Consider the following 16,322-nt stretch of genomic DNA (forward strand, 5'->3'; position numbering starts at 1 on the left):
CACAAATAATCTTAAATAAAGACAAAATTTGAGAGTGAAAAGCGGTATAATAAGATTATGTAATAGATTTTTTTAAAATGAAAGGAGAAACGATCTTGTTTGAAAAAGCACTCCCACTACTTAATTCCTACTTCGGTTACAGCTCATTCCGTAACGGCCAAGAGCAGGCAATCCGTTCAGTATTAGACGGCAACAATACCATTTGTGTCATGCCGACGGGTGGTGGTAAATCCATCTGTTATCAAATTCCTGCTCTCGTCCTTCCTGGTACCACAATTGTTATTTCCCCATTGATTTCCTTAATGAAGGATCAAGTAGATGCCCTCATTCAAGCAGGAATTTCAGCCACATTTATTAATAGCTCATTAAGTTATAGTGAAGCAAATGAACGAATTCGGGATGCGAAGCAAGGAAAATACAAGCTTTTATACATAGCACCGGAAAGATTAGAATCATATGACTTTATTGAAGATCTAAAAAATATGGTCATTCCATTAGTCGCTGTAGACGAGGCGCACTGTATTTCGCAATGGGGACATGATTTCCGTCCGAGCTATCGCCATATTCAACAAATGATTAATAGTCTACCGCAACGGCCGAATGTTCTAGCGTTAACGGCAACTGCAACCCCAAGAGTTCGTGATGATATTTGCAAACTCTTAAACATTGATGATAGGAATACCATTATCACTGGATTTGAACGGGAAAATCTGTCTTTTTCAGTTATTAAAGGTCAGGATCGGTTAAAGTACATGCTGGATTATCTGAAAAAGAATGAACACGAAGCGGGCATTATTTATGCGGCAACACGGAAGAATGTCGATCAGCTTTATGAAAAGCTGAAGAAGGAAAAGATAAATGTCGCCCGCTACCATGCAGGCATGAGCGATATAGACCGCGCTCGTGAACAAGAACGATTTTTAGAAGACAAAGCCTCCGTTATGATTGCCACATCTGCCTTCGGAATGGGGATTGATAAGAGTAATATCCGATATGTTGTTCATTACCAAATGCCAAAAAATATGGAGAGCTACTATCAGGAAGCAGGCCGTGCCGGACGTGATGGGTTGGAAAGTGAATGTATCATGCTATATTCCCCCCAGGATGTACAGGTTCAGCGCTTTTTAATTGATCAGTCAAGTGACCGGAGCCGGATTACACAGGAATTAGAAAAGCTGCAGCAGATGGCTGATTATTGTCATACTGAAAACTGCCTTCAGGAATTCATTTTAAAATATTTTGGCGAAACAGAAACTAAAAGCTGCGGAAGATGTGGGAACTGCTTGGACTCCAGGACAAGCATTGATGTCACGAAGGAAGCACAAATGGTGATGTCCTGTGTGATTCGCATGGGGCAGCGTTTTGGCAAAAATATTACCGCACAGGTGCTTACCGGATCGAAAAATAAAAAAGTGATAGATATGGGCTTTGAGCGGCTCACTACCTATGGAATCATGAAGGATCAAGGAGCGAAAGAGGTCAGCGATTTTATTGAATTTTTGATTTCACAGGAGTTAATCGCGATTGAACAGGGACAATTCCCGACCATTTATGTTTCTCCAAAAGGAAAGGATGTTCTCTTAGGAAAGCAGCCGGTTTTTCGTAGAGAAGCAGTGAAGGTGAAACAAGTTTCGAAGAATGATCCGCTATTTGAAGAACTGAGGGATGTCCGCAGAAGGATTGCGGAAACCGAGAAAGTGCCGCCATTTGTCATTTTTTCTGATGCTGCAATTAAGGATATGTCTGCCAAGCTGCCGAAAACAAACGAGGAATTTTTACAGGTCAGCGGTGTCGGGGAGCATAAGCTCAAGAAATACGGACTCGAATTTATCCAGTCAATTCGTGCTTTTTTAGAGGCTTATCCTGATTATCAGAGTGAGTGCGATTCAGACTCACAAGCAGTTAAGAAACCTGCCAAAAAGGCAGTGCGTGATTCCCATTTGGAAACTTATTCTCTATACAAGAATAACCTTTCTCCAAATGACATTGCAGAAAAGCGGGAGTTATCAACTAAAACAGTTGAAGAGCATTTAATCCTCTGTGCACAGCAGGGAATGGAAGTGGACTTTGCGAAATTCATCCCCGATGAATACATTCCATTATTGGAAAAGGCAGTTGCTGAGGCAGGAAGGAATCGCTTAAAACCCATCAAGGAACTCCTCCCTGAGGAAGTCAGCTATTTCATGATCAAAGCGTATCTATATTTTTTGAGTAAAAATAAGTAGGTAAGTGGCTGGCTTTATGCCAGCCATACTTTTTTTAGAAAACAAGGTAAAATATGTTATTATTAAACTATCAATTATGATAGAAGGTGATGACAATTAACGAAGTAGTATTGTCGATTAAGGATTTAGAAAAGCATTATGGTGTAAAAAATGTGCTTAAAGGGATCAATTTAACTGTCTATCGCGGACAAATTATCGGCTACATTGGACCAAATGGAGCCGGTAAAAGTACTACGATTAAGATTTTACTTGGACTTGAAGGGGACTATAACGGTAAGATAGAAATCTTTGGCGAGGAAGTTACAGAAAAGAATATCGACTATAAAAGAAAAATAGGCTATGTACCGGAAATTGCTGACCTCTATGATAATCTCACTGCGATGGAATACCTAACCTTTGTCGGAGAATTATATGGTGTGGATTTACCAGCAGCGGATGAAAAGGCGCAAAGGCTGATGAAGGTCTTTGGCTTAGAAGATGTTTACCACTCACGTATTTCCTCTTACTCGAAGGGCATGCGGCAAAAAGTACTGATTATTTCTAGTTTATTGCATAATCCTGACCTGTTATTTTTAGATGAGCCTTTAAGCGGACTCGATGCCAATAGTGTAATGATTTTTAAAGAAATACTGGCCATTCTTGCAGCACAGGGGAAAACGATTTTTTACTCGTCCCATATTATGGATGTGGTCGAGAAAATCAGCAACCGGATTATTCTCATTAATGACGGAAAAATTGTTGCCGATGGCACCTTTAATGAGTTGAAGGAGCAAAATAAGGAAGGGACACTGGAGCAGATTTTTAATCAGTTGACAGGTTTTAATGAATATAGGGTTTTAGCAGAAGAATTCGTGTCCATCGTTCAAGAGGTATAACGGATGAAAAACTTTAAGACGCTAAGATTCCTAGATTTATTCCGCGGCCTTTTTGAACGATTCGGTATCAATTACACTGTCATGAGAAAAATATTGACGGTTAAACTGACAATGGATGGGAGAAGAACCCCGACTATCTTTAACCAGCAGGCAAAGAAAAAGAAGAAACCTGAAGAAAACGGTTTTATCAAATCATTAGGGATGTATGTGTTATTAAGCCTAATGCTCATTCCTTTTGTAGTGCTTGAACACAGCTTACTTTATCAAATGAGCATCTTTTATGGCATCGTCATGTTTTTAGTGATGACATCAATGATTTCAGATTTTTCGAATGTACTTTTAGATGTCAGGGATAAGGGAATTCTCCTGACAAAGCCGGTGGATAAAAAGACACTTAATGTAGCGAAAACAGTTCATATTTGTATTTATTTAGTCTTTTTAACTGTCGCACTTACGGCCGTCCCTATAGTAATCGGGACATTTAGACATGGGATTTTATTTTTACTCCTATCAATAATCAGTCTTATTTTAGTAAATCTATTTATTGTCGTATTAACGGCCATTATTTATTATTTTATTTTGCGGTTTTTTGATGGTGAAAAGCTGAAGGATATCATCAATTACGTGCAAATTGGCTTATCCATTTCGATTGCTGTAGGTTACCAAGTATTAGCAAGAGCCTTTAGCTTCGTTGATATGAAAATAACCTTTACACCGAGCTGGTGGCAATTCTTCATTCCACCGATTTGGTTTGGAGCACCATTTGAGATATTCCTGAAGAAGCATTCTGACGTTTATCTTGTCTCATTTTCGCTCGTAGCATTAGTTATTCCGATCGTCTCAATCATCATCTATACCAGGATGATGCCTTCATTTGAAAGAAATCTGCAAAAACTATCGAATAACAGCGGGGGAAGCAAACGGAGGGAGCGAACATGGAAAAATGGGCTCGTAAAAGTAATTTGCCGAAATAACGAGGAAAGGATCTTTTTTCGCTTTGCCGATCATATGATGCGAAACGAGAGAGAATTTCGTTTAAAGGTATATCCCGCCTTAGGATTATCACTCGTTTTTCCGTTTATTTTTTTGTTTAATGAAATCCAAATGAATTCCTATGCCCACATGGTTTCGAGTAAATGGTATTTATCGATTTATTTTAGCTGTTTGATGATCCCGAACGCCATCACCATGCTGAAATACTCGGGGAAATATAAAGGAGCATGGATTTACCAAACTGCGCCAGTCCAAAACCTAGCACCATTTTACAGCTCAGTCTTAAAGGTGTTTATTGTTAATCTCTTTTTGCCTGTCTATATCGTTTTAAGCGCAATATTTATTGCCATTTTTGGGATAAAAATCATCGATGATTTATTGGTTGTATTTGTTTCCGCTATTTTATATACGGTTATTTGCTCGAACTATCTAAAAGGAACATTGCCATTTTCCGAATCATTTGAGGATGCCCTTCAGAGCGGGGGATTAAAAGTGATTCTGGCTTCCCTTTGTATAGCTGCTTTCACAGGGATCCATTTTGCGGTAACATTTATTCCTTATGGTGTGCTGATTTATTTGATCTTTCTTATAGCTGTTACCATTTTTGCATGGAAGCTGGCGTATAAGACGGTGTGGGATTTTAAATAAATCATTGGGGAATTTCTCTTGGTGTCGGCTATCTACGAGGGAAATTAAAATTGATATTTTTTTAAAAATTTTCACATCGTTGTCGATATCTCTCTTTAATTGTTGTTATTTCCCAGGTAATTTGTCGAGAAAAAGAACAGGACTATTTGCCCTGTTCTTCTTCATATTCATCTAAAAACGGTTTATTAGCGTAATAGTACATCATCGCCATAAACACAGATCCTCCAATCAAGTTACCAATTGTAACCGGTACTAAATTATGGATCACGCCGCCCCATGAAATTGTCCCAGGGTGATTTAGGACTAATGCAATGGCAAACGTACACATATTGGCGATGCTATGTTCATAGCCGGAAATAAAGAAACAAAACACAAACAGCATCATCGCAAACATTTTCGGCCCATCCCCTTTTAACCCCATTGGAAGAAAGAAGGCCATGCAGACTAGCCAATTACAAAGAATGGCTCGGAAAAATAACTCCGTCGTCGGCACCTGCATTTTAATCTCCACGACATGGAGTAAAAACCCATTGACTGACGCCTCGGTATAAAGTCCAGTTGTAAAAATTATAAAGGCAAATACAGCTGCCCCTAAAATGTTTCCTCCATAACTGCAAGCCCATAGCTTCCCTACGTCTGTCCAGGTCATTTTCTTACGAAGCGCAGCATACGTGTAGTAGAACGTATTTCCGGTAAACAAATCTCCGCCTCCGTAGGCAATTAAAATGATGGCCGCTCCAAAGGTGAGCGCAGCCATCGGATAGGCGAAAGGGGAATGTTCAAGATAAAAGTAATTCCCAGTTTTGAATGCAACTATGACGCCAAAACCAATAAACATACTGGCAAGCATTGAACGTAAGATATAACGGAGAATACTTTGCCGAAATATTTTCACCTTTTTTAAAGCTAGTTTTTCAGCTTCACCTAAAGCCTGCATTTCCATGTGTTATAACACCATCCCATTTATCGTTATACCTGTTTAATTTTAAACGAAAAAAGGTGAGATATGTATAGATGGGGTAAATTTTCCACATTCGCAATTACCTTTATCCTCTGAATAAACGTATTTTGGGAATCATAGAATGTTGTAGCAGTAGAAATTAGCACATTTGTCCATAAATCAGCTATAATAAAAAAAGTTTTGTAAAGACTGATTTTTAAGGAGTTTATTATGCTGAGAATGAAAAAAATTACACCGATATATGATCCGTGGGAGGCTTATTTAGATATCGAGGAATATGGAAAACCTGAGCTAACGAACGTCGAATTTACTACGACAACTCTTTGTAATATGCGCTGTGAGCATTGTGCAGTAGGATATACGCTGCAGACAAAGGATCCAGCGGCGCTGCCTCTTGATTTATTGTTACAAAGGCTGGAAGAATTCCCGGCCCTCCGTTCCTTAAGTATCACTGGCGGGGAACCCATGTTATCATTATCCTCTGTAAAGAATTATGTCGTACCGATTTTAAAATACGCACATGAACGTGGCGTTCGGACACAAATAAACTCGAATTTAACCCTTGATTTAGCTAGGTATGAATTAATCATTCCTTACTTAGATGTATTACATATTTCACATAACTGGGGAACAATAGATGACTTTGTTGAGGGCGGTTTTGCGAGGATGGAGCGTAAGCCTGACTATGAACAACGAGAAAAATACTTTACGAGAATGATAGAAAATAGCCGAGCGCTTGTTAAAGCAGGAGTGATGGTTTCGGCTGAAACGATGTTAAACAAACGGACATTGCCTCATTTAGCAAAAATTCACCATCAAATTGTCAATGAAATGCATTGCCAGAGACATGAGGTTCACCCGATGTACCCTAGCGATTTTGCTAGTAATCTGGAAACTTTGTCGTTGGAGGAAATAAGAAAGGCTATCCATCACTTACTAGATATCAGGGATGAAAATGTATGGATGCTGTTTGGGACACTGCCGTTTTATGCTTGCAGCAGTAACCAAGAGGAATTAGAGCTTTTAAAAAGGCTGTATAGGAGTAAGAATGTCACCGTCAGAAACGATCCTGATGGCCGTTCCCGCTTGAACGTAAATATATTTAACGGAGACATTATTGTTACCGATTTTGGTGATACACCACCACTAGGAAATATTCAAACTACGAAGCTGGTAGATGCCTATGCTTCTTGGCAATCAACGTCTTTAGCAAAAGAATTAAGCTGCCATTGCCCAGCTGTTTCCTGCCTTGGACCAAATATATTAGTCAAGAATAGCTATTATCAAGATTGTGATTTTAGCAAACGGCAAAACAAAATTCAAAAATAAAAAAGCGGCACATAACGGGTTCTGTTTTCGAGTACAAAATTATAAAAACATTAGAAAAAGGGTATCAAATCGAAATGGTTTGATTACCCTTTTTTTATTGATGTAAAGCCATTTTTATAATTGTTTTATTATTTAATCTAGCACATAAGAAAGATGGTTACAGAACTTTCTGTAATGCTAATAATACATATACTTTTTTATACTCGAATTAGGAATAATGCAAATATATCCTAAGAACTAATTTCTGTCCTGCGTAGAAACGATTTATGCGAATTAAATAGATAATGAAAAACAGATGTCATAAGAAAATGTCCCTTTCATTGTAAACACGTTTAAACAAAAAACTATTTACAAATTTTACATAAGTTGTATAATTAACACTGTAATATAACTTAACGGTGTTAACTAAAATAACTATGTAAACTTAAGTTCTAACAATGATTCTAGCTTGGAGCGTGAAACAGTATATGAGTACGAAAGAAAGACGAAAACGTGAGATTGAGGAGATGAGGCTAGAAATTATTGAAGCAGCGGTTGGGTTGTTTCTATCTGATGGGTATGCAAATGTTTCAATGAGAAAAATAGCAAAGCAAATCGAATATTCACCTACAGCCATTTACAATTATTTTACAAACAAAGAAGAAATTTTAATTCATTTATTAAGGCATGGCTATTCCATTTTTCTAACATGCTTAAAGGAAGGAGTAGCTAAAAGTGATTCACAGGATGCTTTGGAAAGATTGAAGGCATCATTACATGCTTATATCGAATTCGGTTTAAAGCATCCCGATTATTACCGGTTAATTTTCATTGAGAATCTCCATCAGCTTCAAAAGATCTTGAAAGAAGAGGATGATAGGATAAGAGGTTTTCTTCTATTAACCGAGATGGTTGCTAAAGCGATAAGCACAGGGGCATTAAAGAAGAATGATGCTCAACTGGTTTCACAGTCTTTATGGGCATCACTTCACGGCATAACAAGTCTTTTAATAACCTTTCCAGACTTTAGCTGGCATGAAAAAGATGGATTTGTCACTTTTCAAGTAGATGCGATGATTAAGGGATTAACATAAGGGGTTGAAACAATTAGGGGGGAGAAATTAATGGGGAAACGTAAAATTAATTGGACAGTTTGGCTCAGTTATCTTGTCATTACGGGATTCATCGTATATATCTTAATAACCTATGGTCTTAACGACCCCAAAAAAGCTGCTATGGTTTCAGGGAAGTTAGAGAATCCATCCTTTCATTATCAAACATGGAAAATCTTATTCCTCTTTCATATATCAACTGGAGCAATAGCATTAATCCTTGGGCCTTTTCAATTTTTAAAGGCAAGCCGTAAAAATATAAAAATACATCGTACTATTGGGAAAATCTATGTTTCATCAATTTTTCTAAGTGTTCCTGCAGGAATCTACCTTGCGTTTTATGCAACTGGTGGAATTGGTGGAACAATTGGATTTCTCATACTGGATATTGTTTGGATGGTGACAACATTCATAGGACTTAAACGGATTCGTGAGAGAAATATCCAAAGCCACCAAGAATGGATGCTTCGCAGCTATGCAGTTACACTTGTCTTCGTTACATTCCGTCTTCTAATGCCAATTTTCGTATTTCTTTTCCATCTTGGGTTTGCAATTGGTTTTCCTCTTGCAGTCATCGCTTCGATGATTATTAATTTATCTGTGACAGAAAGATATTTAAAGAGAAATCGGACGGCAGGCAAAAAATCAACCCGATATACTTGGTCAGCAGAGTAAATAGATAAAAATTAATAGTCAGTTATCTAAAGGGGTGGGGAATCAATGGAAGGAATCAAGGTATTGAATCTAGGAGTGCGATTTTTGTTAGAAATCATTGCACTCGTTATTTTAGGATATTGGGGATTTCAAGTATCTCAGGGTACCATTATGAAAATCATAGTAGGATTCGGTACACCCTTACTAGCAGCGGTAATATGGGGATTGTTTGGAGCGCCAAAGGCAACGTATTTATTAACCGGATTCCCCTTTCTATTATTAGAAATCATCATTTTTGGATTACCAGCAGTTGCCCTGTTTTTTATCGAAAAACAAAAACTGGCCGTTATATATGGATTAGTTACGGTTATTAATCTCATATTAATAAAAATCTGGGATCAATGAAATGGAAAACAGTCTGCATTTTGAAGTAAAGTGTTCCGTTTTCGGGTGCATAGGCATTAAATGACACATAAAATGGTGTGAGAATTGACTCACGCTATTTTTTTTTAAACAAAGGCAATATTCCTCTTGTCCTGTTCGATAAAGCCACGCATTCGGACAAGAGAAGGTAATTTTCTGCTCATCCTGTCCGAATAAGCCATGGATTCGGACTACCAAAGGTAATTTCCTGCATGTCCTGTCCGAATGAGCCTCGCATTCGGACAAGACAAGGCAATATCCAGCTAATCCTGTCCGAATAAGCTTTGCATTCGGACAAGAGAAGGCGATGTCCAGCTAATCCTGTCCGAATAAGCCTCGCATTCGGACAAGGCAAGGTAATATCCAGCTAATCCTGTCCGAATAAGCCTCGCATTCGGACAAGAGAAGGCGATGTTCAGCTAATCCTGTCCGAATAAGCCTCGCATTCGGACAAGGCAAGGTAATATCCAGCTAATCCTGTCCGAATGAGCCTCGCATTCGGACAAGACAAGGTAATATCCAGCTAATCCTGTCCGAATAAGCCTAGCATTCGGACAAGAGAAGGCGATGTCCAGCTAATCCTGTCCGAATAAGCCTAGCATTCGGACAAGAGAAGGCGATGTCCAGCTAATCCTGTCCGAATGAGCCTCGCATTCGGACAAGACAAGGCAATATCCAGCTAATCCTGTCTGAATAAGCTATGGATTCGGACTACAACAGGTAATTTCCTGCATGTCCTGTCCGAATGGGCCTCGCATTCGGACAAGACAAGGAAATTTTCAGCTTATCCTGTCTGAATAAGCCTCCCATTCTGACTATCAACAAGCAAATCCACATAATGATGCCATTATCGGCGGTTTTTTCTTATTGCAAGATCGGGTGCTTTAGCTTTAGGTGATTAAGGAGAAGCCTTAATTTGATTATCATTTAGTCCATTGGAATATTAAAAATGGAGTGATAAACTGAAAGCAGTTTTACATACTAAAATCTTTGTCATTTAACTGTTTTGCACCTGAAAACTGAACCCTTCAATTCTAAAGGAGTTTTAGTTTTAATAAAAATTGCTTCATATGGTTGTTTTGATTTAAACTAAAAAACAAATGTAGAAACATGTGGTGAGTGATAGATGGAAAAACAAGTAGAAAAAACATACGATATTATGGAGGTCTGCCTGCTTGCGGGGAAAATCATGCTGCAAAGCGGCGGAGAAACGTACCGGGTTGAAGATACAATGATGCGGATTGCCGCCTCCTTCGGTATTGAAAATACACATAGCTATGTAACCCCAACAGGTATTATTTTTTCAGCAGAAAGTTCGGAGCCAACAAGGACCAAGCTTATCCGAATATCAGAGCGTTCCACAGACCTGAAGAAGGTCGCCATGGTGAATAGTATATCTAGAAGTATTAGCAGTGGGGAAGTTAATCTGAAGGAAGCTTTGGTGCAGTTAAAGGAAATTGAATCCCTGGACGTTACATTTCCCTTTCGGATTCAAGTGGCTGCTGCCTCATTAGCTAGCGGCTGTTTTATGATTATGTTTAAGGGTGGCTGGAATGATTTTATCCCGGCTATGATATCGGGGGGAGCAGGTTTTTATAGCTTCGTTCGGTTCCACCGATTTGTCCCGATCAAATTTTTCTCAGAGTTTTTGGCATCCTTTGTGATTGGTTTACTTTCTTTTTTGTTCGTAAAAATAGGTGTCGGTCATCAATTAGATAAAATTATTATTGGTTCGGTTATGACCCTGGTACCAGGCCTTTTGGTGACCAATGCAATTAGAGATTTAATGGCGGGGCATTTGGTTTCAGGTTTGTCCAAAGGAGCGGAAGCATTTCTGACGGCCTTCGCCATTGGTACGGGAATTGCCGTTGTATTATCGTTTTTATGAAATGGGAAAGAGCGATGCAAGTTTAGCGCTTGATATACATTTTTGGGCAATGTATGAAGTGAAGCCCTAGCTTTGCTCACACCGCCTTTATTAGGTGACTAGGGCTAGTACTCTGAATTTATTTCCATGGTAAGTGGTGGCATGGAATGCCATATTGGTTTTTTATGAAGGTGAGGCGGATGTAGAGTGGCGATTTTTGCTCAGTTAATAACAAGCTTTATTGCTACGGGTGCGTTTGGAATCATTTTTAATGCGCCAAAAGAAACATTAGTAAAATGTGGACTGATTGGAATGGGGGGCTGGTTGATTTATTATCTTCTTGAAGGATATTTTAACGATGCCATTTTAGCAACTCTGATTGCTACCATTTTTATTTCCGTCTTAAGTCAGGAATTGGCAAAGTTTTATAAAACGCCCGTCATTATTTTTAGTGTTGCAGGAATTATTCCGCTGGTCCCGGGTGGTCTGGCCTATGATGCCATGCGGAACTTTGTGGAGAATGACTACAATGCTGCATTAGGATTAGCAGCCAAAGTGTTCATGCTTGCAGGAGCCATTGCCTTCGGGCTAGTCTTTTCAGAAGTAATCAATCGAGTGATACGAAAAATTAATCAAAATAAAATACGGATAAAGAACCCCTTTTAGTGAATCTCTAAAAGGGGATTTTTCTTAAGGATAACTTAAGAAAAAACAATTATTCTTAAGTTGGAAATGATTTTCCTTTATCGATTTAATACTATTTGATATGGTTATATAATATGATATTAATAACTTAACTGTATAACCTCGCAAAATTTTTTACAAGGATTGGTATACATATCTATGAAAAAAATGGTGCTTATCAATATTATGCTATTGATATTATTAATTGGTCTAAAAACAATATCAGCAGGCAAGTTTAACTTGCAGACTGTCGTTGAAGTGAAGGAAGCAGTACAATCTAAGACAAGTAAGGTTGTGTCTCAATTAGACACTAAACTACAAAATACAAGTAAAAACTTCCTTAAGGGTGAAGGGGAACCTTTAAGGAAAGATACAAAAAATAGTGAAGAGCCAATTTTTCCAGATAGTATGCTGCTGGATGTGCCATTATTGAATCAGATGGATCAACCTAAACTTTTCAATGGCTGTGAGGTAACGAGTTTGGCGATGATTCTTAACTATCATGGGATGAAAGTGACAAAAAACGAATTGGCAAAAAATATAAAAACAGTCCCTTTAACCTATCAAAATGGAAAAAAGGGAAATCCAAATGTTGGATTTGTCGGAGATATGGCAAATGGTCCTGGATTAGCAGTTTACAATAAACCGGTATTTGAACTGACTCAGAAATATGCGGGGGATAGAGCAGTTAATTTAACGAATAGTTCCTTTAATGATTTACTAAAAAAGGTGGGGCAAGGGCTACCTGTGTGGATAATTACAACTAATAACTTTTCACCAGTCTCGAATTTTCAAACGTGGGATACTCCGCAAGGAAAAATAGATATTACCTTTAGTGAGCATAGTGTCGTGATTACCGGATATGATGAAAACTATATCTATGTAAATGATCCATATGGAGAGAAAAACAAAAAATTAAACCACGAGAGTTTTATTAAGGCATGGGAGCAAATGGGTAAACAAGCGATTGTTATCGAAAAATAAAAAACATCATTTTTAAAATTTCATATCTACATGGTGAATGGGCGAAGGCAGAGGAATGTAAATATCCCTCTGCCTTCTTTGCTTTGGATTCATTTAGAATCCATATTGTAACTTGTGAATGGTTGTCTTTTTATCATTCATCCATCGCAAGGTAAAAACTTTATTTATTGTAATTGTTAATAAAAACAAGTTTGCCGCGGTTATTCTTCCACCTGATGGTTTTATACCTAAACGACGTAAGCCCTACCTCTCTTACATCCTAACGGCTCCGAAGCCGATCCAGTGTGAATAAGTTTTTATTTTAAAACATAAGCAGAATGCCAGAAAAAAATTCTTACATTGCGTATCTTATCTATTACAAGTTACTTTAATGTGAAGCACAAATATTTATATTACATTAATTGGTTTGTTTTGTCAATAGTTGTTGAGATTTTATATCTTCGAAAAAATAAACTAGAACCAAGATCAGGCTTCCGGGTACCGTTTGTACCATATATCCCAATTCTAGCCTTCTTATTTTGTGGGTATTTAGACCTGCAGATGCCGGCAATATCGTGGATCAGCTTTGGTGTTTGGCACGTAATTGGATTGATTGTTTACATTGGTTATGGACACAAGCATTTAACCTTGAATACCTCGGTGGAGCCGATGAAGAAAGTAGGTTTAATAATTGTATTAAACAAAAATGGGAAAAATAGAATAATAAAATGATAAGGACTTGCCAAAAGCAAGCCCTTTTTTTGTGGATTTTATCGAAATGTGTCGAAAATCGTAGTTTTTTCTTTTTAATTGTAATTTTTTTCGTAAAAAGATGGTAATATGGTAGGAGAGGAAATATTTATTAGTTTTTTAGATTATTTGTTCATAGAAATAGACCAAGGGAGCTACTTACATGGAGGAAAGCAGTAATAGTCCTAAATTAATATTTGAAGAGAATAAGGCAAATAAATTATTTTTATGGTTATTTTATTTCTTGTTTTTTTTCTTTGATATTTTCTATAACTACATTTCTTCTTTTAAATTCAAAGAAGAAATAGTATTAATAACTAGGGATGGTCTAGGTTTTTGGCTTTATATTTGTGTTTTTAGTTTATTGCCAATTTCCATTTATATTTCAAAAAAGGGAAATCCTTATGTTGTAAAATACGTGTTTGTTATAGGATATTTAGTCATAGATGTTATTGATAACTTTTTAAAGTATTATGGTACTTCAAAAACTTTTTTTTCTGGTAATATTGTTGAGCTATTATTTATTCTTTATTCACCAATTTTTGTGAATAAAAAATATCTTTTGACTGTCTCTTTAGGATTAATAGGTAAGTATTTGTTTTTAGGATTAATCCTGCAAGATTTCAATGTAGCTTTTCCAATACTTGTATTTATTGCCCTGTCAGCACTAGCCTACCTTTTATTATTACGATTTATATCTTATGTTAAGTCCTTAACGACTGCTTACGAGGAGCTCCGTCAAAAAGAAAAATTAGTTGTAGTCGGTCAAATGGCTGCAGCAATTGGCCATGAAATTAGGAACCCACTTTCTTCACTTAAAGGCTTTACACAGTTACAACAGGAAAGTTACCCGAATACAAACGATTTTTATCCAATCATGATTCAGGAAATCGATCGGATTAATTTTATCGTTAATGATTTGATGTATCTTGGAAAACCAAAGGAAATGCAATTTGAAAAAGCTAGGATTGAAGAAATTATTGCCTATACACTTTCCATTACACAGCAGCAAGCTGAAAGGCAAGGAGTAACAGTTGAGACGACTATTGCTGGGGCTTTACCATCTCTCGATTGTGATGAAAAGCAACTGAAACAGGTCTTTCTTAATTTAATCAAAAATGCAATTGAATCAATGCCTGAAGGGGGAAGGATCCTGGTACATGCTAAAGGTATTGAGAGTCATAAAATGTATATTTCCATTCAGGATGAAGGCTGCGGGATTGCTGATGAAAATATCCTAAATCTAGGAGAACCATTTTTTACAACGAAAAAGGATGGAACAGGTCTTGGTTTAATGGTTACGAACCAGATCATCAAGGACCACGATGGTAAGTTAAAAATAGAAAGTGAGATTGGAAAAGGAACAAGGGTTAAAGTTATGTTACCAATATCACATAAAAAAAATGGAAATGAATAGTTCTACAATTATACAAATATCGGTAAAATAAAGTGTTCCAACGCCTTTTCCAATGAGATATAATGTAGAGGAATATTGGATTTTGATAGATTTTGTAAAAAAGATAAAAGGACTATTAAATATTAGTAATTTCTGTTAGGAGTACGTGGTAGATACACTTGGAGGTTTATATGATTTCGCATGAAGAGCAACGTACCGTCAAATGGTTTCTTCTATTTTTCTATATTATTGTAATTGGTTACGACTTTTTTTATTATTTCTTTTTACCTATTTTTGTTACGGATAAGAAGAGTGGTGTACCTAGTAATTTTTGGTACTTAAACTATCTAGTATTATTGATTTTGATTCCAGTTATGTATTATTTAAGTAAAGTAAATAAGCAATCTTGGATTAAATATGTGTTTATTATTAGCTATTTATCAACTGCTTTTATTGTTGATATTATAACCTATTGGGATAGAGGAAAGGACTATTCAAGTGGGAATGTGGTTGAGGTATTTTTGATGTTATCATTACCTCTATTCCTTGATAAAAGATACTTTTGGTTAGTTAGTCTTGGATTAGCCGCAAAATACATTCTTACTAGCATTATACTACATATCTCCTTTTTTCTTATCCTACCGATTATATTAATTGTAATTTTATCTATAATGTCCTTTTTCTTGTTAGTTCGCTTTCAAGGTTATGTTAAAGCAATAAGCACTTCGTACGATAACCAGTTGAAGGGAATTGTAAAAGGCGTTATTGCCACTCTAGAGCTTAAAGATCCTTACACAAGGGGACATAGCGAACGAGTTGCCAGCTATGCTTTATTATTAGCACAAGGGTTAGAAAAGTTTTCGGAAGATGAACAAAAATCATTTTATTATGCATGCTTACTACATGATATTGGAAAGGTTCATATTCCTGATCAGATTCTTATGAAACCAGGGAGACTGACAAAAGAGGAATTTGAAATTATTAAATCCCATCCTGTTGTAGGGGCTGACGCTGTCAAGAATGTCGAGGGAATAAAGGATTGTATTTGTGTTATTCGTTCACATCATGAGCGCTGGGATGGAGGAGGATATCCAGAGCAATTAAAGGGAGAGGAAATTCCTCTACTTGCTCGAGTGGCTTCTATTGCGGATGCCTTTGATGCGATGACATCTTCAAGATCTTATCGGGCAGCTATGCCGGTTGAAGAAGCCTATCAGCGTATTATTGAAGGTAAGGGTTCCCAATTTGATCCAATGCTCATAGAAGAATTCAAAAATGTCTTCCCTGCATGGGTCAAATTTCATGAAAAATATCCATGGACAAAAGAATGGGAATTTCCTAAGGAGGTGGAAAAATGAAAATTCGTAAACTTAAAAAGATTAAGACAACTTGCTGGTGGTGTGCATATGTAGGAATAAAGCCATAACAAAGTGGGATGCTAGCTTAATGCTACGCATCCTTCT

Annotated in this window: 14 protein-coding genes; 13 read left to right on the forward strand and 1 reads right to left on the reverse strand. The window is 37.1% G+C overall.

The window, feature by feature from the left end; all coding sequences use genetic code 11:
- The first annotated feature begins 95 nt into the window (after positions 1-95).
- From recQ to QNH20_RS05875, 3 genes are all read left to right on the forward strand, one after another.
- Positions 96-2,225, forward strand: a complete 2,130-nt coding sequence (gene recQ, locus QNH20_RS05865) for a DNA helicase RecQ (RefSeq protein ID WP_283921974.1) — start codon at positions 96-98, stop codon at positions 2,223-2,225.
- A gap of 89 nt (positions 2,226-2,314) precedes the next feature.
- Positions 2,315-3,100 carry an ABC transporter ATP-binding protein gene (locus QNH20_RS05870; RefSeq protein WP_283921975.1) on the forward strand — a complete coding sequence of 262 codons (786 nt, stop codon included), beginning with the start codon at positions 2,315-2,317 and terminating at the stop codon, positions 3,098-3,100.
- Between the two features lie 3 nt (positions 3,101-3,103).
- On the forward strand, positions 3,104-4,741 hold the full coding sequence (locus QNH20_RS05875) for a hypothetical protein (RefSeq protein WP_283921976.1): 1,638 nt from the start codon (positions 3,104-3,106) through the stop codon (positions 4,739-4,741).
- 142 nt (positions 4,742-4,883) lie between these two features.
- Here the strand turns inward: QNH20_RS05875 and QNH20_RS05880 are convergent, their stop codons facing one another.
- Positions 4,884-5,684 (reverse strand): formate/nitrite transporter family protein, encoded by an 801-nt coding sequence (locus QNH20_RS05880; protein WP_283921977.1) that lies wholly within the window; start codon positions 5,682-5,684, stop codon positions 4,884-4,886.
- Between the two features lie 228 nt (positions 5,685-5,912).
- Between QNH20_RS05880 and yfkAB the strand changes: the two genes are divergently transcribed.
- The 10 genes from yfkAB (at position 5,913) to QNH20_RS05930 (ending at position 16,217) form a co-directional block, all read left to right on the forward strand.
- A complete protein-coding gene (yfkAB, locus tag QNH20_RS05885) occupies positions 5,913-7,031 on the forward strand; it encodes a radical SAM/CxCxxxxC motif protein YfkAB (RefSeq protein WP_283921978.1) in 1,119 nt (372 codons plus the stop codon).
- 467 nt (positions 7,032-7,498) lie between these two features.
- Positions 7,499-8,104, forward strand: coding sequence for a TetR/AcrR family transcriptional regulator (locus QNH20_RS05890; protein ID WP_283921979.1), 606 nt, complete (start codon positions 7,499-7,501; stop codon positions 8,102-8,104).
- 30 nt (positions 8,105-8,134) lie between these two features.
- Positions 8,135-8,797, forward strand: coding sequence for a DUF2306 domain-containing protein (locus QNH20_RS05895; RefSeq protein WP_283921980.1), 663 nt, complete (start codon positions 8,135-8,137; stop codon positions 8,795-8,797).
- A 45-nt stretch (positions 8,798-8,842) separates the two neighbouring features.
- Entirely contained in the window at positions 8,843-9,181 is a 339-nt protein-coding gene (locus tag QNH20_RS05900; RefSeq protein ID WP_283921981.1) for a YrdB family protein, read from the forward strand.
- Positions 9,182-10,325: 1,144 nt separating this feature from the next.
- Positions 10,326-11,087, forward strand: a complete 762-nt coding sequence (locus QNH20_RS05905; RefSeq protein WP_283921982.1) for a threonine/serine exporter family protein — start codon at positions 10,326-10,328, stop codon at positions 11,085-11,087.
- 186 nt (positions 11,088-11,273) lie between these two features.
- A complete protein-coding gene (locus tag QNH20_RS05910) occupies positions 11,274-11,732 on the forward strand; it encodes a threonine/serine exporter family protein (protein WP_283921983.1) in 459 nt (152 codons plus the stop codon).
- Positions 11,733-11,909: 177 nt separating this feature from the next.
- Entirely contained in the window at positions 11,910-12,734 is an 825-nt protein-coding gene (locus tag QNH20_RS05915; RefSeq protein WP_283921984.1) for a C39 family peptidase, read from the forward strand.
- Between the two features lie 372 nt (positions 12,735-13,106).
- Positions 13,107-13,445, forward strand: coding sequence for an amino acid permease C-terminal domain-containing protein (locus QNH20_RS05920; RefSeq protein WP_283921985.1), 339 nt, complete (start codon positions 13,107-13,109; stop codon positions 13,443-13,445).
- A gap of 181 nt (positions 13,446-13,626) precedes the next feature.
- Complete coding sequence (locus QNH20_RS05925) at positions 13,627-14,880, forward strand: ATP-binding protein (protein WP_283921986.1); 1,254 nt, start codon at positions 13,627-13,629, stop codon at positions 14,878-14,880.
- 170 nt (positions 14,881-15,050) lie between these two features.
- Positions 15,051-16,217 (forward strand): HD-GYP domain-containing protein, encoded by a 1,167-nt coding sequence (locus QNH20_RS05930; protein WP_283921987.1) that lies wholly within the window; start codon positions 15,051-15,053, stop codon positions 16,215-16,217.
- The last annotated feature ends 105 nt before the right edge of the window (positions 16,218-16,322 follow it).

The sequence above is a fragment of the Neobacillus sp. WH10 genome (genome assembly GCF_030123405.1).
Classification (GTDB): Bacteria; Bacillota; Bacilli; order Bacillales; family Cytobacillaceae; genus Neobacillus.